Here is a 19,535-nt window from a genome sequence, read left to right as displayed (position 1 = left end):
TTCCCTGAGCGGCATTCTTTCTCCCGCTGCGCCGGGCTTATCTTTCGCATATACTGATGACACCCGGCGAACGATAAGGACACAGGCATGAGGACCCGGCATCTGATGGCGCTGTTTACAGGAGTGCTGATACTGGCCATCATCCTGCCCATTTCACTCAGCATCTGGCAGGCGGCGCGGCAGGCCAAAATGCAGTTCTATCGTGAACTGGATGACTATTCCAACCGTATCGTCGTTCGGACGCTGCAGGTTGCCGACCAGGCCCGGGAAGCGTTACGAGAGGCTGACGCACACACCGCCGCCTCCTGTAGCCCTGAACATCTGCTTACGCTCCGCCGCATCGCCTATACCCATCGCTACATTCAGGAAGTGCTCTGGCTGCGTGATTCCGTGCCGCAATGCTCCTCCCTGGAAGACCATAGCGTCGCGGTCACCTTCCCCCCGCCGGACCATATTGCCCCCGACGGCTATCGCACCTGGCTGACCTCAATTAACGATCTTGGCCTCGATCATCAGATGACGGCCATGGGCAGCCGGCAGCACATGGTGATGATCGACCCCGTCTCCTTTATTGATGTCGTTCCCGCCAGCGAAGAGAAGATCCATACCATGCTGTTTGGCCTGGACCACCAGAAAATGGTGATCAGCAGTCAGCCGCTGCCGGCGAAAGTCTGGCAACGCATTAAAGATCCGCATGTGGATATGCTTACTCTGGATAACACGGTCTACCGGATCCAGCGCATTCCCGAGCTGGGCTCTGGCATCGTAACCTGGTCTTCAACCTTGCCGCTGCAGCAGCGCATTCGACAGCAGCTGTTCTTCTGGCTCCCTGCCGGCATTTTCACCAGCCTGCTCGCCACCTGGCTGCTGCTGCGTCTGCTAAGGCACCTGCGCTCACCGCGCAACAGCATGCTGGACGCCCTCAATTCCGAAGCGATTCAGGTTCACTATCAGCCGATTATTTCGTTGCAGGAAGGGAAAATTGCCGGGGCGGAGGCCCTGGCCCGCTGGCAGCAGCCCGATGGCACTTTTTTATCGCCGGATATCTTTATTCCCCTGGCCGAGCAGACCGGGCTCATCACGCAGCTGACGGAAGATATCGTCAGGAAAATTTTTGCCGATCTCGGCCCCTGGCTGCGGCAGCGGCCGGAAGTGCACATCTCCATCAACCTGTCGGTAGATGATTTACGCTCGCCCACCCTGCCGACGTTGTTGCACAATCAGCTACAGCACTGGGGGATCGCCGCCGAACAGATCATCCTTGAAATCACCGAGCGCGGGTTTGTCGACCCGGAGACCACCATGCCGGTGATCGCTCACTACCGTCAGGCTGGCCATCGGATCTCGATTGACGATTTCGGTACCGGCTACTCCAGCCTGAGCTATCTGCAGAAACTGGACGTCGACACGCTGAAAATCGATAAATCTTTTGTCGATACCCTCGAGTACCGGCCGCTGACGCCGCACATTATTGAAATGGCCAAAGCGCTCAATCTGGCCACCGTCGCCGAAGGGGTGGAAACCGAAAGCCAGCGCGACTGGCTGCGCCAGCACGGCGTTCAGTACGCCCAGGGGTGGCTGTACAGCAAAGCGCTGCCAAAAGAGCAGTTCATTCTGTGGGCAGAGCATAACCTCCATGCGCATTAAGCGGCGGGTGGCTTGAGCGGAACGTCAGGAGGCGCTACTTCAGATAGGATTTAATCACCTGCATCACCGTCTCCAGATCCGCTTCGCGCTGCGTCTCGTCAGGCTCTTTCACCACATGGTCGGTAAGATGCCCCTGAATAACCTGCAGCATCATGCCGTTGACCGCGCCGCGGATCGCCGCCAGCTGCTGTAATATTTCAGCGCACTCATGCTCGCGATTAAGCATTTTCTCTAACGCGATACTCTGCCCCTGAATTTTCTTCAACCGGGTCAGTAACATCTTTTTATGTCGAACTGTATGTGACATTGCACGATCCACCGTTTCATTCTGTCCGGGATTACCGACCTGCGTGGTCAGCAACGCCTGCCAGCATACCATGATCCTTTTTATTAGCCGCTTTATCTACTGGGGGGTAGTATTTTACTACTGGGGGGGAGTAGGATAATCGCACTTTTGGCAAGGATCCCGATATGAACGATTTCACTTCCCTTCTGCAGCAGGGCAATGCCTGGCTGTTTATACCCAGCGCAATACTGCTCGGCGCGCTGCACGGCCTCGAACCGGGCCATTCAAAAACGATGATGGCCGCCTTTATCGTGGCGGTACGGGGAACGTTAAAACAGGCGGTACTGCTGGGGCTGGCGGCCACGGTTTCCCATACGGCGGTGGTCTGGCTGATCGCCATGGCCGGCCTGTGGTTTGGCCGCGGCTGGAACGCCCAAACCTCTGAACCCTGGTTTCAGCTGGTCTCAGGGATTGTCATTGTGCTGATTGCCTGCTGGATGCTCTGGCGCACCTGGCGCGAATCGCAGCCTCACACGCACCATGAGCACCACCATGAACATGAGCACCACCATGAACATGATCACCACCATGACCATGATCACCGCCATGACCATGATCACCGCCATGACCATCACCATGCGTCCTCATCCGCCGCGCCGCTGGTGGCGGAGAAGTGGCAGGACGCGCATCAGCGGGCCCATGCTCAGGAGATCAACCGGCGCTTTGATGGCCGCCAGGTGACGACCGGGCAGATCGTACTGTTTGGCCTGACCGGGGGGCTGATCCCCTGCCCGGCGTCCATTACCGTGCTGCTTATCTGTTTACAGCTGAAGAAATTCTCGCTGGGCGCCACGCTGGTGCTGGGCTTTAGCGTTGGTCTGGCGCTGACGCTGGTGGCTTCCGGGGCCATCGCCGCCCTGAGCCTTAAACATGCCACCCGCCGCTGGCCGTGGCTTAACGACCTCTCGCGCAAGGCGCCCTGGTTCTCAGGCTTACTGATTATTGTGGTGGGGATCTACATGATGCTTCATGGCCTGAGCGGCCTGTAAGCGATGAAAGGCCCTCTCCGTGATGAAGAGGGCGATGGGTTAATTCAGGAGACTATTTCCCGGGGAGGGCTGACCGCGTTGCGGCTGACGGGCTGGCTGAACCACGGTAGGCACAGCTGGATCAGCGGCCCAATCGACAGCGCGTAGATGACGGTTCCGACGCCAAATTTGCCCCCCAGCAGCCAGCCAATCAGCAGTACGGAAAGCTCGATCGCCGTCCGGATACCGCGCAGTGACCAACCAGTGCGAGCATGCAGACCGGTCATCAGGCCATCGCGCGGCCCGGGGCCAAAGCCCGCGCCAATATACATTCCGGTAGCGATAGCGTTCAGCACAATCGCTCCTACCAGCAGCGCACTGCGCGCCACCATCGACTCCAGCGGCGGCAGGACGGCCAGCGTGGCGTCCGCCGCTAGTCCCAGCACGATGACATTGCTCACCGTGCCGAGCCCCGGCATTTGCCGGATCGGGATCCACAGCAGCAGTACCGCCGCGCCGGTCAGGATAATCACCGTACCGAAACTGATACCCAGCTGTTTAGCCACCCCGAGATGGAAAACATCCCACGGATCGGCGCCGAGATTGGCATGCACGAAGAGCGCCGTGGACACGCCGTAAAGCACCAGACCAATATATAACTGCAGCAGGCGACGAAGCATATTTTTTCCTCAACATCATTGCGAATGCCCTAATCATCAGCAAAAATGGACTGATAATTAATGGCCAGTTTTGGAAAAGTGGATCGCTATGTCAGCCCGACGCTTTGGAACCCAATCGCTGGTACGCCTGCTCGGCAACTGGCAGGAGACCAGCTCACGCACGCCGCTATGGCGCCAGCTGGCGGAAGCGCTCCGCCTGCTGATCCTTGATGGTCGCCTGACGCTGCAAACGCGCCTGCCCGGCGAGCGCGAGCTGGCGGCGGCCCTGAACGTCAGCCGGACCACCATCGCCAGCGCCCTCGGCCAGTTGCGGGAGGAGGGCTTTCTCTACAGCCGCCAGGGGAGCGGGTCACGCATTGTTTTGCCGGAACGCCCCGCCGATCTTCCTCTGCCTGCCGGCATCTCATCTACGCTTAATCTATCTACCGCCGCCCTCAGCGCCGGGCCGGAGGTCCATCAGGCCTTCCAGCACGCTATGACCCTGCTGCCGCCCTATCTCGCACAGACTGGCTATGACCAGCAGGGGCTGCCGGTGCTGCGGGAGGCGATTGCCCGGCGCTACAGCGAACGCGGTCTGCCGACGCGGCCCGATGAGGTGATGGTGGTCAACGGCGCCCTCAGCGCCTTCGCGCTGATCCTGCGCCTGTTCACCGGGCCGGGCGATCGGGTGGTTATTGACGCCCCCACCTATCCGATGGCCATCAGCGCCATTCAGGGCGCCTCCTGCCGCCCCGTCGGGGTTGCGCTTCCGCAGCAGGGATGGGACTGCGATGGACTGGCGGCGACTATTGCGCAGACTGCGCCGCGGCTGGCGTGGCTGATGCCGGATTTTCACAACCCCACCGGACGCTGTATGGATGCCCCCACCCGCCAGCGGGTTGCGGACATCGCCGCCAGGACGCGAACAACGCTGGTAATCGACGAGACCATGGCCGACCTTTGGTATAACGCGCCGCCGCCCCCGCCGCTGGCCAGCTTCAATCCCGATGCCGCGGTGCTCACCATTGGTTCGGCCGGGAAAAGCTTCTGGGGGGGACTACGTATCGGCTGGATCCGCGCCAGCGCGCGGACCATCGCCTCGCTTATTCAGGCCCGCGATTCGCTGGATTTGGGTACGCCGCTGCTGGAGCAACTGGCCTGCAGCTGGCTACTGGAAAATGCCGCCACACTGCTGCCGCCGCGGCGGGATATGCTCAAGGCGCGCCGGGACATGTGCGAAACGCTGATGGCGGAATATTTTCCCCGCTGGCGGTTTTCGCCACCGGAAGGTGGGCTCTCTTTTTGGGTGGAACTTCCTGACATGCTGGCCACCCTGTTCTCTGCGCGTGCGGAAAGCCAGGGGATCCATATCGGCACCGGTACGCGGTTTGGGCTGGAAGGGGCGTTCGATCGCTATTTACGTCTGCCGTTTACGCTGCCGGATGAAGCATTGCGCCGGGCCTTCTCCACGCTACAACCGCTGTGGCAAAGCCTTGCTGAACAGAAGGAAAATACACGTTTGCGAAAAATAATATAAGAAAATAGCGACGGGCTGACTTCAGCCCGTCAAATGACCTTCATCCATGAGGTATATGAGATGTTTTTATAAAATTGCCTGGCTATCCTGCCCTCTGGTTATGGCAACCCAATGACAGAAAGAAGGCAATTTCATTAATGCTGGCGCGGAATAGGAAACCCTTTCAGGGAAATAATAAAGCCATCTTCATCTTTTTTGATTTTAGCGCCGGTGTCACACCAGTCGGAAGCAATGCGAAAGAACTCATCACTACCGATATTCCAGTTCAGGCGGACGTGTTTTACGTATCCTGAGCGCAACATATCGCAAGCTTCGCTATAGTTGCTGGCTGTAGAGAATTGTTGTTTCATTTTTTCTTCTTCAGAAGTTTTCTTAATGCTTTGATTTCTTTAGGGGTAAGTGGCGTCGCTTCCTCTTCGGTATGCTGGCTGTCAATGTCCTCTTCCGTCACCCCCGCCTCACCTGCTGACTCCTCCAGCTGAAAAGCCAGCTGCAGCAGCTTTTCCGTTGCCGTTCCCAGGTTCTCGTTATTAACTTCCGCATAATGACGCAACTTTTCTTTTAGCTCTGCGTCAATTTTTACATTCAAAACCACTGTGGTCATAGCTACGCTTCCCGTGCAATAAAATCATCATAATTAATACACGAAGTTAACATGCTGATCCAGAGATATATTTTACAGCATGAGCCTGGCAACAAATTCCCATCAGTAAGATGCGCTTTATTTATGACATGCAAATGACATTAATATTTCAGTAGTATTTCAGATTTATGACAAGTAAATATTATGGAATAAAAGAAGGGGGGTTTAACAACAAAAACTAATATGCGATCTTTATCAGAAATTAATTATTGCAGGAATAAAAACCGGACAAATATAAGGGAAACACCAGGCGGGAGAAATGGGTGGGGGCCCTGCCAGCTACATCCCGGCACACACGTCGTCTGCTCTGGCTGCTTCCTTCCGGACCTGACCTGGTAAACAGAGTAGCGTTGCGGGAGAACCAACAGAGCCCCCATTGAGAGCGTTAGTTGCCTAACGCGCTGGCGCATTATCCCTGCTGACCTGGTGAATTGCAAGCTCACACCGTCCGCCTGCTGGTTTATTGCGCAATAACGCGAATAAAACCAGCCACTCACGGTCAGCCTGTGAGATTGCGAGCCCGCGCTCAGCACACATCCGGGTTATCCACCATACTTATCCTCTTCGTCCTCTTTTATCACCAGTACATTGTCTCGACGGTAATCGAATGACTGACTCATCACCACAGACCATCACTCTGCCTTTACCTGCTATTGAAGGGATGACCATCGCCTTTCAGGGCGTAAACTACCTGCGTCCTGAAAAAATGCTCGACTTCGCGACCATCAGTCCCGCGCCGGTGCGGGCGGTTACGCCGCTGGCGCTGCTCTATTCCACCGTCGGCGTGCTGCGCCAGGTGGAGCTACGCAAGCTGCCGGTCTATATCAGCGGTCGGGTGGTGTACCCTATCTCGTCGTTAACCATGCCGGGCCTGCGCGCGAGGCTGATCATCAACGCCACTTCGCAGCGGTTGAAATTTCTTGAGAGTCTCATCGCCAGCTCAGCCTCCGACAATGTCCATGGCATGCAGATCCTCGGCCTCGCTCTGACGTTCACCGTCGAACAGGCCGCCTGACCCAGGCCGGCTGTACAGCTCCTGGCTTAGCGCTTATGCTGACGTTTTGCCGGTAACAGGACAGAAAATGGCTCCGCACGACACATTTCCCCAACGCGTCTGGCACATCGTGGCGTCGATACCGGAAGGGTATGTCACGACCTACGGCGAGGTCGCCCGGCTGGCAGGTTCACCGCGCGCGGCGCGCCAGGTGGGCGGCGTATTGAAGCGCCTGCCGGAAGGGTCCACCCTGCCATGGCATCGGGTGGTCAATCGCCATGGCGATATCTCCCTCACCGGCCCCGATCTACAGCGGCAGCGTCAGGCGCTGCTGGCCGAGGGTGTGCAGGTCTCCGGCAGCGGCCATATCGATCTCCAGCATTATCGCTGGGTTTATTGAAGGCAAAAAAAAGCCCCCATCCGGGGGCGTAGCGAGCTTACTGGGCGACAGGAACGGCGGTCTGCTGGACCGGAACCAGCGTCAGGTCGGCATGAGTGCCGCCCTGGTTTATTACCGTCTGCACGGTATCGGTAATAAACATCAACTGGCCGTTAACCGTGATCGCCGCGCTTAGCAGAATGCGAGCGTTCGGTTGAATATCTGCCGGGTTGTAAGGCAGCGCAAAGTTAAATGGCGCCTGTTTGCCTTCGGTACGCACCGCTTTTTGCGACAATACGCGGGCTGGCGCATCTGCCAGAGAAGCATCCGACAGGGTCACCGTCAGTACCGCATCCGGCGGTAAAGCGATTCTCTGGCGGATATTAATCGTCCCCGTGACGCTCGGCTGCTGCTGCGCCACGCTCAGCGTCGCGATACCGTAAGGGTCGGGCGCGGCCGCCTGCGTCGAAGAATTGTTCGAGTGGTGATTAGCACAGGCGGTCAGCGTCGCGGCGACGGCTAAGGCACTAAACATATAGGCAAATTTCATGATGTTCTCCTTATCATCCCTTAATACCCAGGAGGATGTTCCGCCGCTTCGCCGGCAGGAACTTTCGTGTCGTCAATAAGTGTGGCACAGATCTCAGATTTGTTCCTGTTAACTGGTCGTTATTCAGATTATTACACCCATCGGACCACTTGCGATTCCAGGTTATACTTGGCCACATTACGCGCGCTGCGCCGCTATTGTTAATTGAGGATAAGTATGAGTCAGGCACTCTCTAACCTGCTGGCATTATTAGATCTGGAAAAAATTGAGGAAGGGTTGTTTCGCGGGCAGAGCGAAGACCTGGGGTTACGTCAGGTTTTTGGCGGCCAGGTAGTGGGTCAGGCGCTGTATGCGGCAAAAGAGACCGTGCCCGTTGAGCGTCTGGTTCATTCGTTTCACAGCTACTTTCTTCGCCCCGGCGATAGCCAGAAGCCGATCGTTTACGATGTGGAGGTGCTGCGCGACGGCAACAGCTTCAGCGCCCGTCGGGTCGCCGCCATCCAGAACGGGAAGCCGATTTTCTATATGACCGCCTCCTTCCAGGCGCCAGAGAATGGCTATGAGCATCAGAAAGCAATGCCGGCCGCCCCCTCCCCTGACGGCCTGCCTTCGGAAACCGATATCGCTCGCAAGCTGGCGCATCTCCTGCCGCCGCAGGTGAAAGACAAATTCCTCTGCGATAAACCGCTGGAGATCCGTCCGGTGGAGTTTCATAACCCAATGAAAGGCCATATCGCCGAACCGGTGCGCCAGGTCTGGCTGCGCGCCAACGGCGCCGTCCCTGACAATCTGCGTATTCATCAGTATCTGCTGGGCTATGCTTCAGACTTTAACTTCCTGCCGGTGGCGCTGCAGCCGCACGGCGTTGGTTTCCTTGAGCCCGGCATGCAGGTCGCCACCATCGACCACTCTATGTGGTTCCACCGGCCGTTTAATATTAATGAATGGCTGCTGTATAGCGTCGAAAGCACCTCGGCCTCCAGCGCCCGCGGCTTCGTTCGCGGCGAATTCTACACCCAGGATGGCACGCTGGTTGCCTCAACGGTTCAGGAAGGGGTGATGCGCAACCGCAACGCATAAAAAAAGCCTCCCGGACGGGAGGCTTTTCGCTATCAGGAGAGAATGGCTTTTTTATCAGGCGTTATAGGCGTTTTCGCCATGGCTGTTGACGTCCAGCCCTTCGCGCTCCTGCTCTTCCGGCACGCGCAGCCCGACGGTCATATCCGCCACTTTGTAGCCGATGAACGCCACAACGCCGGACCAGACCACGGTGATGGCGATACTTTCCAGTTGCACCAGCAGCTGATGGCCCATGGTGACGCCTTCCGCATAACCGACGCCGCCCAGAGAAGTCGCCGCGAAGATACCAGTCAGGATACAGCCGACGATGCCGCAGACGCCGTGAACGCCGAAGACGTCGCAAGGATCATCCACACGCAGCCAGCGTTTCAGCGCAGTCACGCCCCAGATACCCGCCAGGCCAGAGGCGATACCGACGATCAGCGCCCCGCCGACACCGATATAACCACACGCCGGCGTAACGCCAACCAGACCGGCAATTGCCCCGGAGCAGGCGCCCAGCAATGAAGGTTTGCCGCGCAGAGCCCATTCGCCAAAGGTCCACGCCAGGATAGCCGCAGCGGTCGCCACGACGGTGTTAACGAACGCCAGGGCCGCAATTTCATTCGCTGCGCTGGCAGAGCCGGCGTTGAAGCCGAACCAGCCCACGTAGAGGATAGCGGTGCCAGTGAACACCATCGGCAGGTTATGCGGTTTGAACGCTTCTTTGCCGAAGCCCACGCGTTTGCCCATCATATAGGCGCCCACCAGCCCGGCGACCGCGGCGTTGATGTGCACAACGGTGCCGCCGGCGAAGTCCAGCGCGCCATGGGTCGCCAGCAGACCGCCGCCCCAAACCATATGCGCAATCGGCACGTAGGAGAGTGTCATCCATACCACCACGAAGATCAGTACCGCGGAGAAACGAATACGTTCCGCCAGCGCCCCGACAATCAGCCCGACGGTGATGCAGGCGAACGAGCCCTGGAATGCCACGTGGATATACTGATAGAAGGTGCCCATCAGCGCTTTCAGCTCAATATTTTTCAGCATCACCCAGTCAAAGCTGCCGAAGAAGCTGCCGCCGGTGCCGAAGGCCAGGGTATAGCCATAAATCACCCACAATACGCAGACCAGGCCAAAGGTGACAATCACCTGAGTCAGCATGGACAGAACGTTCTTACCGCGGATCAGGCCGCCGTAAAACAGCGCAATCCCCGGGATAGTCATAAACAGAACCAGCGCGGTGCAAATCATCATAAACGCGTTATCGGCTTTGTCCGCCACCGCAGGCGCGGCCATCGCCAGCCCCGGCAGAAGGGCTAATGCCCCCAGACCCGATTTCATTGTTGCCATTTTCATTGTTTCGTTCCCCATCACTGTGTGGTCTGGAAATTACAGTGCCGCTTCGTCAGCTTCGCCGGTACGGATGCGAATGACGCGCTGCAATTCAGCGACGAAAATTTTGCCGTCGCCAATTTTTCCGGTGTAAGCCGCTTTGCTGATGACATCGATGACTTCATCCAGCTGATCGTCGGCAATCGCCACATCAATCTTCACTTTTGGCAGAAAGTTGACGCTATACTCGGCGCCGCGGTAGAGCTCCGCGTGACCTTTCTGACGGCCAAATCCTTTGACTTCAGTGACCGTCAGGCCCTGAATGCCGATGGAAGACAAAGCTTCACGCACGTCTTCCAGTTTGAATGGTTTGATTACCACGGTAACCAGCTTCATAAGTCCCCTCCAGTCAGTATTCGGTAATGGCCGCAGCTAACACGATGGATATAAAGCAAGGGCTATGCCAGAAATGAAAAAAGGCCGCAAAGCGGCCCTTTGATGGCAAAAAACAGGGGACAGGTCAGGCAATATCCTGCGCAACGGCGCCTGGCGCGCAAAAATGCACCACAACGGTGCATTTGATGTAACGTTTTTGCACCATCGCAGGCCGCCCAGCGTTCCCTGCCTGCTGGTGGTGCATCAGGCGCTGAGCGACTCCTCTCTGGCGCTGGCCGCCAGCTCTTCGCCGGCCAGCTGCAGCTGATACATCTGCCAGTAGCGGCCTTTCGCCGCCAGCAGCTGCTGATGGGTGCCCCGCTCGACAGCCTGACCTCGATGCAGAACCAGGATGGTATCGGCCTCCACAATGGTCGAAAGCCGATGGGCAATAACCACGAGGGTGGTATGCTGGCGGACCTTCGCCAGCGCCTGCTGGATCGCCTGCTCGGTACCGGAGTCGATGTTTGCCGTCGCCTCATCCAAAATCAGTACCTGCGGGGTGTCCACCAGCACGCGCGCCAGCGCCAGCAGCTGCTTCTGCCCGACGGAGAGATTATTGCCCTGCTCGCCCAGTTGGGTGTACAGCCCATCGCTCATGCTGCGCGCCACCGCCGCCAGCTGCACCGCCTCCAGCGCTTCCCAAACCTGCGCCTCACTGATGTCCCGGCCCAGCGCGACGTTGGCGTAAAAGGTATCCGCCAGCACTACGGGATCCTGTTGCACCATCGCGATGCCCCGACGCAACGCGCTGTGGCTGAGGGATGCGAGCGGTCGACCATCGATGCGGATCTCGCCGTGGGTTAACGGGTAATAGCCCATCATCAGACTGGCGAGGGTACTTTTTCCGCTGCCGGTATGTCCGACCAGCGCCACGAAGCTGCGGGAGGGAATATCCAGCGTGATATCCTGGAGAACCAGACGGTCCCCCCGGTAAGCAAAGGAGAGATGGTCAATTTCCACCCGACCGCTGCTCAGCGGCGCGTCATCCGCACCCCACGCCTGGCGCGGGCGATCCATCAGCTCGAAAACGCGCTCGCCGGCGACCACCGCCTGCTGCAGCATCGACTGCTGGGTGGTCAGCTCGATAAGCGGCTCGTTAAGGCGTCCAAGATAGCTGATAAACGCGTACAGGACCCCAACCTCGATCGTGCCCACCGCGCTAAAGCCGAACAGCATCAGCAGCCCGCACAGCACCAGCGAGGAAAAAAGGCTCAGCAGCGGGCGCAGCAGAAAACCGTCCAGGCGCAGCGTCTGCATCCGCGCCAGATAGTGGGCATAGCTGGCCTCGCGCATCCGTTCGCCAAAGCGCGCCTGCTGGCGGAACTGCTGGATGACGCCCATGCCGTTGATCACTTCGTTGAAGCCATCGTTGATGTCGGCAAGCCAGGCGCGCACCCGCCGCACGATCGGCGTGCTATAGCGCTGATAGATAATCATCACGATCAGCACCGCTGGGAAAATCGCGATCGCCACCAGCGCCATCCGCCAGTCGAGGCTAAACATCGCCACCAGCATCGCGCCGATCAGCGCGGCGCTGCGCAGTACCGTAGCCACCACCGTCACGTACAGATCGCGAATGACTTCCGTATCGTTGGTTACCCGTGAGATAAGCTGCCCAACCGGCTGGGTATCAAACTCGCTGAGCGGCTGATGCAGGGCGGCATCCATCACGTCGCTGCGCAACTGCTGGACGACGCCGACCGCGGCGCGGTTAAACAGCAGCGACTGGTTATAGTGCAGGAGCGCCGCCAGCAGCTGCAGGCCGATATAGGCTACCGCCAGGCCGGCCACCAGCTTCAGCGGCAGCGTATGTTTCGCCACCATGTTGTCGATGAAATAGCTAATAAGCAGCGGGCCGCTCACTTCCGCCGCCGCCGCAATCCACATCATCGCCACCGCGATGGCCAACGGCTTGCGCCACGGTGAACCATAGGCCAGCAGGCGTTTAAGCGTCGGCCAGAGTTCGGTAAAGCTACGCATCCAGGGCCTCCTCTTGCGTCTGCGGGACCTCGTCGAGCGCGGCCTCCAGCTGCTGATATCGATACATGTCGCGGTACCAGCCGGGCTGCACGGCCAGCGCCTCGTGGCGGCCTCGCTGGGCAATATGCCCATGCTGCAGTACCAAAATTTCACTGGCCTCGGTGAGCGCCGACAGGCGGTGGGCGCTGATAATGACCGTCCGCCCCTCCCCCCACTGGCGCAGGTTATGCAGGATCTGGTGCTCGGTGCGGCCATCCACCGCCGATAAGGCATCGTCGAGGATCAAAATTTCGGCCTCCAGCAGCAGGGCGCGAGCAATAGAGATGCGCTGTTTCTGGCCGCCGGAGAGCATCACGCCGCGCTCGCCCACTTCGGTCTCGTAGCCCTGAGGCAGACGCAGAATGTCGTCATGCACGCTGGCCAGTTGTGCAACCCGCTCAATCTGCGCCTGCGTCGCGTCCGGTTTTCCCAGCGCGATATTATTGGCGACGGTATCGGAGAATAAAAATGGCGTCTGATTGACCACCGCCAACCGGGCGCGCCAGCTGTCGAGCTGCAGAATCGGCAGCGGCAGATCGTGAAAGCGGATCTCGCCGTGAGTGACGTCAAAATGGCGCTGCAGCAGCGCCAGAATGGTGCTTTTGCCGGCGCCCGTCGGCCCGCAGATGCCCAGCATTTGCCCCGGCTGGAGAGTAAAATTTACCTGCTCCAGCGAAGGTTTGCTCGCCTGCGGATAGATGAAATCGCGGATAGCAACCTGCAGGAGGCCGCGGCCTGCCGGCACCGCCTCGGTCCCGTCATCCACCGCCGGCGCCTCTTCAAGCATCGTGCGGATACGACCATAGGCCGCGCTACCGCGCTCCACGATGTTAAACATCCACGCCAGCGCCAGCATCGGCCAGATCATCAGGCCAAGATACATCACGAAGCTGGTCAGCTGGCCCAGGGTCAGGCTGCCGTGGATCACCATCCAGCTGCCGCCGCCGATGGCCAGCAGGTTAGCGGCCCCGATGGCGATATAGATGGTGGGGTCGAAGCGGGCGTCAATGCGTGCCACGCGCATGTTTTTCGCGCCGGTATCGGCAGCATCGGCAGCAAACTGCGCCGACTGGCGATCCTCCAGCCCAAACGCCTTAATCATGCGGATGCTGGTCAGGCTCTCCTGCGTGCGATCGTTGAGGCTGGAAAAGGCCGCCTGAGCAACGCGAAAACGTTCGTGAAGCGCATCGCCGTTGCGTTTGATCGCCAGGGCCATCAGCGGCATCGGCAGCAGCGCCAGCAGAGTAAGCTGCCAGCTAATCTGCGTCGACATCACAATCAATACCGCACAGCCCATCACCAGGGAATCCACGAGGGTTAATACTCCTTCGCCAGCGGCAAACACCACCCGGTCCACGTCATTGGTGGCGCGGGCGATAAGATCCCCAGTGCGATGGCGCAAATAGAACGCCGGATGCTGGCGGCTCAGTTGCCGGTAAAAATCTTCCCGCAGCTCAACCGCCAACTGGTAAGAAGCACCGAACAACAGCACGCGCCAGACATAGCGCAGCAGGTAGACCATCACCGCGATCAGCACCAGCGCGCCGATCCACATCCACACCTTCTCCGCGGTGTAATGTTGTTGCGTCACGCCGTCGACCACAATGCCCACCACCTTCGGCGGAATAAGCTGCAGGACGGCAATAATGACCAGCAGGGCAATTGCGCCAAGATAGCGGCGCCACTCCCGGCGGAAGTACCAGCTGAGTTGAGCAAATAATCGCAAGCAATAAAATCCTGATTTTGTAATGGGTTACGGCGCAATACCGTTATTCGACAGGCAAGGCGGTGGTATATTTTATCTGTTCCATGGCAAAACTCGAAGTGACATCCGACAGACCGGGCACACTGTTCACTAAACGTTTATAAAAGTCGTCATAGCGTTTCATATCAGCCACCTGCACCCGTAGCAGGTAGTCATACTCCCCCGCCATCCGCCAGAAGCCGAGCACTTCCGCCATCTGCGTCACTTCGCTCACGAACTGACAGTACCAGTCGCTGCTGTGATGCTGGGTCTTGATCAGGACGAACGCCGTCAGCCCCAGCCCCACCTTTTCCGCGTCCAACAGGGCGACGCGCCCGCGGAGAATACCCTCGTCTTCGAGCCGTTTCAGGCGTTTCCAGCAGGGCGTGGTGGTCAGATTAACGGCATCGGCCAGCGCCTGCAAAGAGAGGGTGCAATCTTCCTGCAGTAGCGCCAGCAGCTTACGGTCAATTTTATCTAGCATTGGGCATCCTCAGAGAAAATTTTGCTCTCATAATGGTAATCCACAGGTTAAATGGCAACAATTTTTCCTGCGCTTTCCGCTAAGCTAGGCACAAAATGACAAACAGGAAATCACGATGAATAGCGCCTGGGTTAAACATGCCATTAGCGAAATCAACGCTGACTATCAGCGCTCCGCCGACACGCACCTGATCCGTCTGCCGCTGCCCGCTTTTCCGGGCATCCACCTGTATCTGAAAGATGAAAGCACCCACCCCACCGGCAGCCTGAAGCATCGCCTGGCGCGGTCGCTGTTTCTCTATGGCTTGTGCAACGGCTGGATCAAAGAAGGCACGCCAATTATAGAGTCCTCCTCAGGGTCAACCGCCGTTTCGGAGGCCTATTTCGCCCGCCTGCTGGGGCTGCCGTTTATCGCTGTGATGCCTTCCTGCACCGCCAAGCGCAAAATCGAACAGATCGAGTTCTACGGCGGACGCTGCCATTTTGTGCAGAGCGCCGGCGAAATCTACGCGGCTTCCGAAACGCTGGCCCGCGAGCTGAACGGCCATTATATGGATCAGTTTACCTTCGCCGAGCGGGCCACCGACTGGCGCGGCAACAACAATATCGCCGACAGTATTTTCCGCCAGATGAGCCATGAGCCGCACCCGCAGCCGTCATGGATCGTCATGAGCGCCGGCACCGGCGGCACCTCAGCGACCATTGGCCGCTATATTCGCAGCCAGGGCTACGAGACGCAGCTGATGGTCGTTGATCCGCAGAATTCGGTGTTCCTCGATTACTGGCAGACCCGCGACGCCAGCCTGCGCAGCCCGGTCGGCAGCAAAATTGAAGGCATCGGACGGCCGCGCGTCGAGCCGTCGTTTATTCCCGACGTTGTCGATGAGATGCTGCGCGTGCCGGATGCGGCGAGCGTAGCCACCGCCCTGTGGCTGGAAACGCAGCTTGGGCGCAAGGTCGGCGCCTCGACCGGCACCAATATGTGGGGCGTATTGCAGCTGGCCACGCGGATGCGCGAGGAAGGTCGCACCGGCTCGATAGTGACACTCCTGTGCGACAGCGGCGAGCGTTACCTGGAAAGCTATTACAACCCGCAGTGGGTGGCGGACAATATCGGCGATATTGCGCCCTGGCAGGCGGAGATCGCCGGTCTGGTCGAAAGGCGATAAAAAAAGCCAGATAGAAGCCTATCTGGCTTGCTGGAAGGGTCTCTCTATTCGGGGGAATAAGGAAGATCAGGATTATCCAGCCAATGAGTTAAAAAATGGGAGACTGCCTGATTCCGGCAGTCGCCAATTACCGGCAAATGCGGCAGCTCGGCTTTCAGCTGCGGCATCGCGTTGCCCATGATGAACCCCCGCCCAACGCTGCCCAGCATCTCGCGGTCGTTCATCGCATCGCCGAAGGCCATGCACTCCTGCAGGGTGAAGCCTAAATGCTGGCTGAGCACCGCCAGCGCCGCGCCTTTATTGCAGCCAACCGGCAGCACCTCCAGACAGTCCATTGCCGAGAAGCAGAGAAATGCGCGATCGCCCAGCGTCTCATTCAGCTGGATCCGCAGACGGCGCAAATCGTCATGATCGCCGCAGAAACAGATCTTGGTGACATGCTGCGCCGACATACGCTTCAGATCGCACAGTTGATAGTGAAAGCCGCTGAATACATGCGCTTGCAACAATTCAGGCCTTGCCTGGCCGGTGAACCAGCCGCCATCGTTAAAGACGTGCATGCTGGCCTGGGTATCCCATTTGCCGTGCAGCACCGCTTCCGCCGCTTCGGGAGCGAGATCCTGGCGATAAAGCTCCTCCCCTTCCAGCGAATGGATGCGCGTCCCGTTGCCGGTGATCAGAAATGCATCAAGGGAAAATTCGCCAATCACATGGTGCATCTCCAGCACATGGCGGCCGGTGGCGAAGGTCAAGGTGATATCGCGCTCACGCAGCCGTTTCAGCGCGGAAAGCGTCTTTTCTCCAAGACGATGGTCCGGCATCAGCAGGGTGCCGTCCATATCAAATGCCGCCAGTTTTGCCATGGTATTTTCCCCGATGTGTGATGGGCTTCGCTTGTGTTGCAGTATCTCCTGGGATATACGGAAGTAATAGTGAATAGATATTATTAATTGTTCCGGGTTTACAGCGGCCCGGTGGACGACGGCCCCCATGCGACTCTTACACCGTTTAAATCAGTACCAGCGATTGTGGCAACCCTCAGCCGGGGCGCCGCAGCAGGTCACCGTCGGCGAACTGGCGGAGCGCTGTTTTTGCAGCGAGCGCCACGTCCGTACTCTGCTGCGTCAGGCGCAGGAGGCCGGGTGGCTAAGCTGGCAGGCCAGCTCCGGGCGCGGCAAACGCGGACAGCTCTCATTTCACAAAACCCCGGAAAGTCTGCGCAACGAGATGATGGAGCAGGCGCTGAACAACGGTCAGCAACAAATCGCGCTGGAGCTGGCGCAGCTTGCCCCGGTGGAGCTGAAAGCCCTGCTCCATCCCTTCCTCGGCGGTCAGTGGCAAAACAATACCCCCACGCTGCGTATTCCTTACTATCGCCCGCTGGAGCCGCTGCGTCCCGGCTTTCTCCCCGGCCGCGCCGAGCAGCATCTGGCCGGACAAATCTATGCCGGGCTGACGCGCTTCGACGAAGGCGACAATATGCCGATCGGCGATCTGGCGCACCACTGGCAGGTCTCCCCGGACGGCCTGCGCTGGCATTTTTATATCCGCTCCACGCTGTGCTGGCACAATGGCGATACGGTGGAAACCGTGCAGTTGCGACAGCGGTTACTGCTGCTGCTTGAGCTGCCCGCCTTGCGGACCCTCTTCGCCAGCATCAGCCGTATCGATGTCACCCATGCCCAGTGTTTAACAATAACCCTGCATCGCCCTGACTACTGGCTGCCGTTCCGCCTCGCCAGCTACTGCAGCGTGCTGGCGCATCCCGACGATCCGGCCATTGGCTGCGGACCGTTCCGCCTGAAGCGGTTTAGTCCGGAACTCGTCCGCCTGGAAAACCATCCCCGCTACCACCTGCAGCATCCGCTGATCCAGGCGGTGGAGTACTGGATCACTCCTCAGCTCTTTGACCGCGTTCTCGGCACCAGCTGCCGCCATCCGGTGCAGATCACCATCGGCGATCGCGAAGAGCTGCATAATCTGCGTCAGGTCAGCAACCGTATCAGCCTTGGCTTCTGCTATTTGACCCTGCGCCACAGCCCTCGGCTTAGCAAAGCGCAGGCCCAGCGGCTGGTGTCGATAATCCATCACTCGTCGCTACTGGATACGCTGCCGCTGGAGGAGGATCTGATTACGCCAAGCCATGAGGTGCTGCCGGGCTGGTCCATCCCGCAGGGACCGGCAAACAACGCGGTACCGCTGCCGGCCAGGCTCACCCTGCTCTATCATCTCCCGGTCGAGCTACATGCGATGGCCGAACAGCTGAGGCAACGTCTGGCTCTGCTGGGCTGCGAGCTGACGCTCCTGTTCCACGACGCTAAAAACTGGGAAGGCTGCCAGCATCTGGGGCAGGCCGACCTGATGATGGGCGACCGTCTGATCGGCGAAGCGCCGGAGTACGCCCTGGAACAGTGGCTGCGCTGCGATATGCTGTGGCCTAATTTGCTGACCGGGGCGCAATATGCTCATCTGCAGGCGACATTAGACGCGGTGCAGTCTCAGCCCGACGCTCGCAGCCGCAACGATGCGCTGCGCAACGTATTTAACAGCCTGATGGAAGACGCCATCATGACGCCGCTGTTCAAGTATAACTATCGGATCAGCGCGCCACCGGGGGTCAATGGTCTGCGCCTCAACGCCCGGGGCTGGTTCGACTTCGCCAGCGCCTGGCTGCCGGCCTCGTCGACGTGAGAGAGCTGGTGATGGAGGGCGTCTGGCGCTACCATATCGCCTTTATTCATTTAGTCAGGAATTGCCATGAAACGCGCCGTAGTTGTCTTCAGCGGAGGACAAGATTCAACCACCTGTCTGGTGCAGGCTCTGCAACAGTATGATGAAGTGCATTGCGTCACTTTTGATTATGGCCAACGCCACCGCGCGGAAATCGACGTTGCGCGCGAACTCGCCCTGAAACTGGGCGCCGTCGCGCATAAAGTGCTGGACGTCACTCTGCTCAACGAACTGGCAGTCAGCAGCCTGACCCGCGATAACATTCCGGTACCGGACTATCAGCCTGATGCCGAGGGTATTCCCAACACCTTTGTCCCCGGGCGTAATATTCTGTTTTTAACCCTGACGGCAATCTACGCCTATCAGGTAAAAGCCGAAGCCATCATCACCGGCGTGTGCGAGACCGACTTCTCCGGCTACCCGGACTGCCGCGATGAGTTTGTCAAAGCGCTGCACCACGCCGTCAGCCTGGGGATGGCGAAAGACATTCGCTTTGAGACGCCGCTGATGTGGCTGAATAAAGCCGAGACCTGGGCGCTCGCCGACTACTGGGGTCAGCTGGATCTGGTGCGCCGAGAAACCCTCACCTGCTACAACGGCATTAAGGGCGATGGCTGCGGCCAGTGCGCCGCCTGTAACCTGCGCGCAAACGGACTCAACCAGTATCTGGCGGACAAGGTCGGGGTAATGGCGGTGATGCAGCAAAAAACCGGACTGGCGCAGGCATAATCTCCGGGGATCGATTTACCGGAGCTTTGACTCAAATTCCCCGGTGGCGCGATGCTTACCGGGGCTACGGGTTCATCACCTGCCGTGGGCCCGCCACTCGCAC

20 protein-coding genes and 1 other RNA gene are annotated in these 19,535 nt (G+C 58.8%); 9 read left to right on the top strand and 12 right to left on the bottom strand.

All coding sequences use genetic code 11. From position 1 onward, the window contains the following. The first annotated feature begins 87 nt into the window (after nt 1–87). On the top strand, nt 88–1,647 hold the full coding sequence (locus KHQ26_RS13035; protein WP_004177245.1) for an EAL domain-containing protein: 1,560 nt from the start codon (nt 88–90) through the stop codon (nt 1,645–1,647). A gap of 34 nt (nt 1,648–1,681) precedes the next feature. Here KHQ26_RS13035 and KHQ26_RS13030 read toward each other — a convergent pair whose 3' ends face one another. Next, entirely contained in the window at nt 1,682–1,954 is a 273-nt protein-coding gene (locus KHQ26_RS13030) for a metal-sensing transcriptional repressor (RefSeq protein WP_004177246.1), read from the bottom strand. 164 nt (nt 1,955–2,118) lie between these two features. Here KHQ26_RS13030 and KHQ26_RS13025 point away from each other — a divergent pair, with 164 nt between their 5' ends. Next, nucleotides 2,119–2,982, top strand: a complete 864-nt coding sequence (locus KHQ26_RS13025; protein ID WP_004177247.1) for a nickel/cobalt efflux protein RcnA — start codon at nt 2,119–2,121, stop codon at nt 2,980–2,982. A gap of 44 nt (nt 2,983–3,026) precedes the next feature. On the opposite strand, the gene KHQ26_RS13020 is transcribed toward KHQ26_RS13025, so the two are convergent. Next, complete coding sequence (locus tag KHQ26_RS13020) at nt 3,027–3,641, bottom strand: YczE/YyaS/YitT family protein (protein WP_004177248.1); 615 nt, start codon at nt 3,639–3,641, stop codon at nt 3,027–3,029. A gap of 88 nt (nt 3,642–3,729) precedes the next feature. Here KHQ26_RS13020 and KHQ26_RS13015 point away from each other — a divergent pair, with 88 nt between their 5' ends. Then, nucleotides 3,730–5,157 carry a PLP-dependent aminotransferase family protein gene (locus tag KHQ26_RS13015; protein ID WP_004142690.1) on the top strand — a complete coding sequence of 476 codons (1,428 nt, stop codon included), beginning with the start codon at nt 3,730–3,732 and terminating at the stop codon, nt 5,155–5,157. 134 nt (nt 5,158–5,291) lie between these two features. Here the strand turns inward: KHQ26_RS13015 and KHQ26_RS13010 are convergent, their stop codons facing one another. The 3 genes from KHQ26_RS13010 to ffs form a co-directional block, all read right to left on the bottom strand. Continuing rightward, nucleotides 5,292–5,507 carry a hypothetical protein gene (locus KHQ26_RS13010; protein WP_004142688.1) on the bottom strand — a complete coding sequence of 72 codons (216 nt, stop codon included), beginning with the start codon at nt 5,505–5,507 and terminating at the stop codon, nt 5,292–5,294. Further along, a complete protein-coding gene (locus tag KHQ26_RS13005; protein WP_002891977.1) occupies nt 5,504–5,761 on the bottom strand; it encodes a hypothetical protein in 258 nt (85 codons plus the stop codon). Before KHQ26_RS13005 ends, KHQ26_RS13010 begins: the two co-directional genes overlap by 4 nt. A gap of 309 nt (nt 5,762–6,070) precedes the next feature. Continuing rightward, nucleotides 6,071–6,167: signal recognition particle sRNA small type (ffs, locus tag KHQ26_RS13000), an RNA gene on the bottom strand. Nucleotides 6,168–6,407: 240 nt separating this feature from the next. Between ffs and KHQ26_RS12995 the strand changes: the two genes are divergently transcribed. Both KHQ26_RS12995 and KHQ26_RS12990 read left to right on the top strand, forming a co-directional pair. Further along, the gene (locus KHQ26_RS12995; protein WP_004178755.1) at nt 6,408–6,815 is read left to right on the top strand and encodes a dTDP-glucose pyrophosphorylase; all 408 of its coding nucleotides are present in this window, start codon (nt 6,408–6,410) and stop codon (nt 6,813–6,815) included. A 67-nt stretch (nt 6,816–6,882) separates the two neighbouring features. Next, nucleotides 6,883–7,194 (top strand): MGMT family protein, encoded by a 312-nt coding sequence (locus tag KHQ26_RS12990; RefSeq protein ID WP_004142687.1) that lies wholly within the window; start codon nt 6,883–6,885, stop codon nt 7,192–7,194. Between the two features lie 37 nt (nt 7,195–7,231). On the opposite strand, the gene KHQ26_RS12985 is transcribed toward KHQ26_RS12990, so the two are convergent. Further along, nucleotides 7,232–7,723: a YbaY family lipoprotein gene (locus KHQ26_RS12985; RefSeq protein ID WP_002891903.1), complete on the bottom strand. Its 492-nt coding sequence runs from the start codon at nt 7,721–7,723 to the stop codon at nt 7,232–7,234. A gap of 216 nt (nt 7,724–7,939) precedes the next feature. Here KHQ26_RS12985 and tesB point away from each other — a divergent pair, with 216 nt between their 5' ends. Continuing rightward, entirely contained in the window at nt 7,940–8,803 is an 864-nt protein-coding gene (gene tesB / locus KHQ26_RS12980; protein ID WP_020804789.1) for an acyl-CoA thioesterase II, read from the top strand. Nucleotides 8,804–8,857: 54 nt separating this feature from the next. Here the strand turns inward: tesB and amtB are convergent, their stop codons facing one another. The 5 genes from amtB to KHQ26_RS12955 all read right to left on the bottom strand — a co-directional run bounded on the left by amtB (nt 8,858) and on the right by KHQ26_RS12955 (nt 14,805). Beyond that, nucleotides 8,858–10,144, bottom strand: coding sequence for an ammonium transporter AmtB (amtB, locus tag KHQ26_RS12975; RefSeq protein ID WP_004152876.1), 1,287 nt, complete (start codon nt 10,142–10,144; stop codon nt 8,858–8,860). A 33-nt stretch (nt 10,145–10,177) separates the two neighbouring features. Continuing rightward, nucleotides 10,178–10,516 carry a P-II family nitrogen regulator gene (glnK, locus tag KHQ26_RS12970; protein WP_002891893.1) on the bottom strand — a complete coding sequence of 113 codons (339 nt, stop codon included), beginning with the start codon at nt 10,514–10,516 and terminating at the stop codon, nt 10,178–10,180. 243 nt (nt 10,517–10,759) lie between these two features. After that, nucleotides 10,760–12,538, bottom strand: a complete 1,779-nt coding sequence (locus tag KHQ26_RS12965; protein WP_004178754.1) for a SmdB family multidrug efflux ABC transporter permease/ATP-binding protein — start codon at nt 12,536–12,538, stop codon at nt 10,760–10,762. Continuing rightward, nucleotides 12,531–14,303, bottom strand: coding sequence for a SmdA family multidrug ABC transporter permease/ATP-binding protein (locus KHQ26_RS12960; protein WP_004213754.1), 1,773 nt, complete (start codon nt 14,301–14,303; stop codon nt 12,531–12,533). The genes KHQ26_RS12965 and KHQ26_RS12960 overlap by 8 nt, the downstream gene beginning before the upstream one ends. 43 nt (nt 14,304–14,346) lie before the next feature. After that, the gene (locus KHQ26_RS12955; RefSeq protein ID WP_002891873.1) at nt 14,347–14,805 is read right to left on the bottom strand and encodes an Lrp/AsnC family transcriptional regulator; all 459 of its coding nucleotides are present in this window, start codon (nt 14,803–14,805) and stop codon (nt 14,347–14,349) included. A gap of 115 nt (nt 14,806–14,920) precedes the next feature. On the opposite strand from KHQ26_RS12955, the gene KHQ26_RS12950 reads away from it, so the two are divergent. Next, entirely contained in the window at nt 14,921–15,973 is a 1,053-nt protein-coding gene (locus tag KHQ26_RS12950; protein WP_004147342.1) for a PLP-dependent cysteine synthase family protein, read from the top strand. 44 nt (nt 15,974–16,017) lie between these two features. On the opposite strand, the gene cof is transcribed toward KHQ26_RS12950, so the two are convergent. Next, nucleotides 16,018–16,836 (bottom strand): HMP-PP phosphatase, encoded by an 819-nt coding sequence (gene cof / locus KHQ26_RS12945; protein WP_004151335.1) that lies wholly within the window; start codon nt 16,834–16,836, stop codon nt 16,018–16,020. A 127-nt stretch (nt 16,837–16,963) separates the two neighbouring features. Between cof and KHQ26_RS12940 the strand changes: the two genes are divergently transcribed. Beyond that, nucleotides 16,964–18,664 carry an SgrR family transcriptional regulator gene (locus tag KHQ26_RS12940; RefSeq protein ID WP_211777894.1) on the top strand — a complete coding sequence of 567 codons (1,701 nt, stop codon included), beginning with the start codon at nt 16,964–16,966 and terminating at the stop codon, nt 18,662–18,664. Between the two features lie 66 nt (nt 18,665–18,730). Continuing rightward, entirely contained in the window at nt 18,731–19,432 is a 702-nt protein-coding gene (gene queC / locus KHQ26_RS12935; RefSeq protein ID WP_002891863.1) for a 7-cyano-7-deazaguanine synthase QueC, read from the top strand. Nucleotides 19,433–19,535: the final 103 nt, after the last annotated feature.

The sequence above is a fragment of the Klebsiella sp. 10 genome, assembly GCF_018223925.1.
GTDB lineage: Bacteria > Pseudomonadota > Gammaproteobacteria > Enterobacterales > Enterobacteriaceae > Klebsiella > Klebsiella pneumoniae.
Note: the sequence above shows the minus strand (reverse complement) of the source record. Positions and strands in the feature narration are given on the sequence as shown.

Excerpts from the sequence above, each read along its gene's own strand:
- cof (WP_004151335.1), bottom strand. The coding sequence starts at position 16,836 with ATGGCAAAACTGGCGGCATTTGATATGGACGGCACCCTGCTGATGCCG.
- KHQ26_RS12995 (WP_004178755.1), top strand. The coding sequence starts at position 6,408 with ATGACTGACTCATCACCACAGACCATCACTCTGCCTTTACCTGCTATT.
- KHQ26_RS13015 (WP_004142690.1), top strand. The coding sequence starts at position 3,730 with ATGTCAGCCCGACGCTTTGGAACCCAATCGCTGGTACGCCTGCTCGGC.
- KHQ26_RS12965 (WP_004178754.1), bottom strand. The coding sequence starts at position 12,538 with ATGCGTAGCTTTACCGAACTCTGGCCGACGCTTAAACGCCTGCTGGCC.
- KHQ26_RS13035 (WP_004177245.1), top strand. The coding sequence starts at position 88 with ATGAGGACCCGGCATCTGATGGCGCTGTTTACAGGAGTGCTGATACTG.
- KHQ26_RS12940 (WP_211777894.1), top strand. The coding sequence starts at position 16,964 with ATGCGACTCTTACACCGTTTAAATCAGTACCAGCGATTGTGGCAACCC.
- KHQ26_RS13005 (WP_002891977.1), bottom strand. The coding sequence starts at position 5,761 with ATGACCACAGTGGTTTTGAATGTAAAAATTGACGCAGAGCTAAAAGAA.
- KHQ26_RS13030 (WP_004177246.1), bottom strand. The coding sequence starts at position 1,954 with ATGTCACATACAGTTCGACATAAAAAGATGTTACTGACCCGGTTGAAG.
- KHQ26_RS12985 (WP_002891903.1), bottom strand. The coding sequence starts at position 7,723 with ATGAAATTTGCCTATATGTTTAGTGCCTTAGCCGTCGCCGCGACGCTG.
- tesB (WP_020804789.1), top strand. The coding sequence starts at position 7,940 with ATGAGTCAGGCACTCTCTAACCTGCTGGCATTATTAGATCTGGAAAAA.
- KHQ26_RS13010 (WP_004142688.1), bottom strand. The coding sequence starts at position 5,507 with ATGAAACAACAATTCTCTACAGCCAGCAACTATAGCGAAGCTTGCGAT.
- glnK (WP_002891893.1), bottom strand. The coding sequence starts at position 10,516 with ATGAAGCTGGTTACCGTGGTAATCAAACCATTCAAACTGGAAGACGTG.
- queC (WP_002891863.1), top strand. The coding sequence starts at position 18,731 with ATGAAACGCGCCGTAGTTGTCTTCAGCGGAGGACAAGATTCAACCACC.
- KHQ26_RS13020 (WP_004177248.1), bottom strand. The coding sequence starts at position 3,641 with ATGCTTCGTCGCCTGCTGCAGTTATATATTGGTCTGGTGCTTTACGGC.
- KHQ26_RS12955 (WP_002891873.1), bottom strand. The coding sequence starts at position 14,805 with ATGCTAGATAAAATTGACCGTAAGCTGCTGGCGCTACTGCAGGAAGAT.
- KHQ26_RS12990 (WP_004142687.1), top strand. The coding sequence starts at position 6,883 with ATGGCTCCGCACGACACATTTCCCCAACGCGTCTGGCACATCGTGGCG.
- KHQ26_RS13025 (WP_004177247.1), top strand. The coding sequence starts at position 2,119 with ATGAACGATTTCACTTCCCTTCTGCAGCAGGGCAATGCCTGGCTGTTT.
- KHQ26_RS12950 (WP_004147342.1), top strand. The coding sequence starts at position 14,921 with ATGAATAGCGCCTGGGTTAAACATGCCATTAGCGAAATCAACGCTGAC.
- amtB (WP_004152876.1), bottom strand. The coding sequence starts at position 10,144 with ATGAAAATGGCAACAATGAAATCGGGTCTGGGGGCATTAGCCCTTCTG.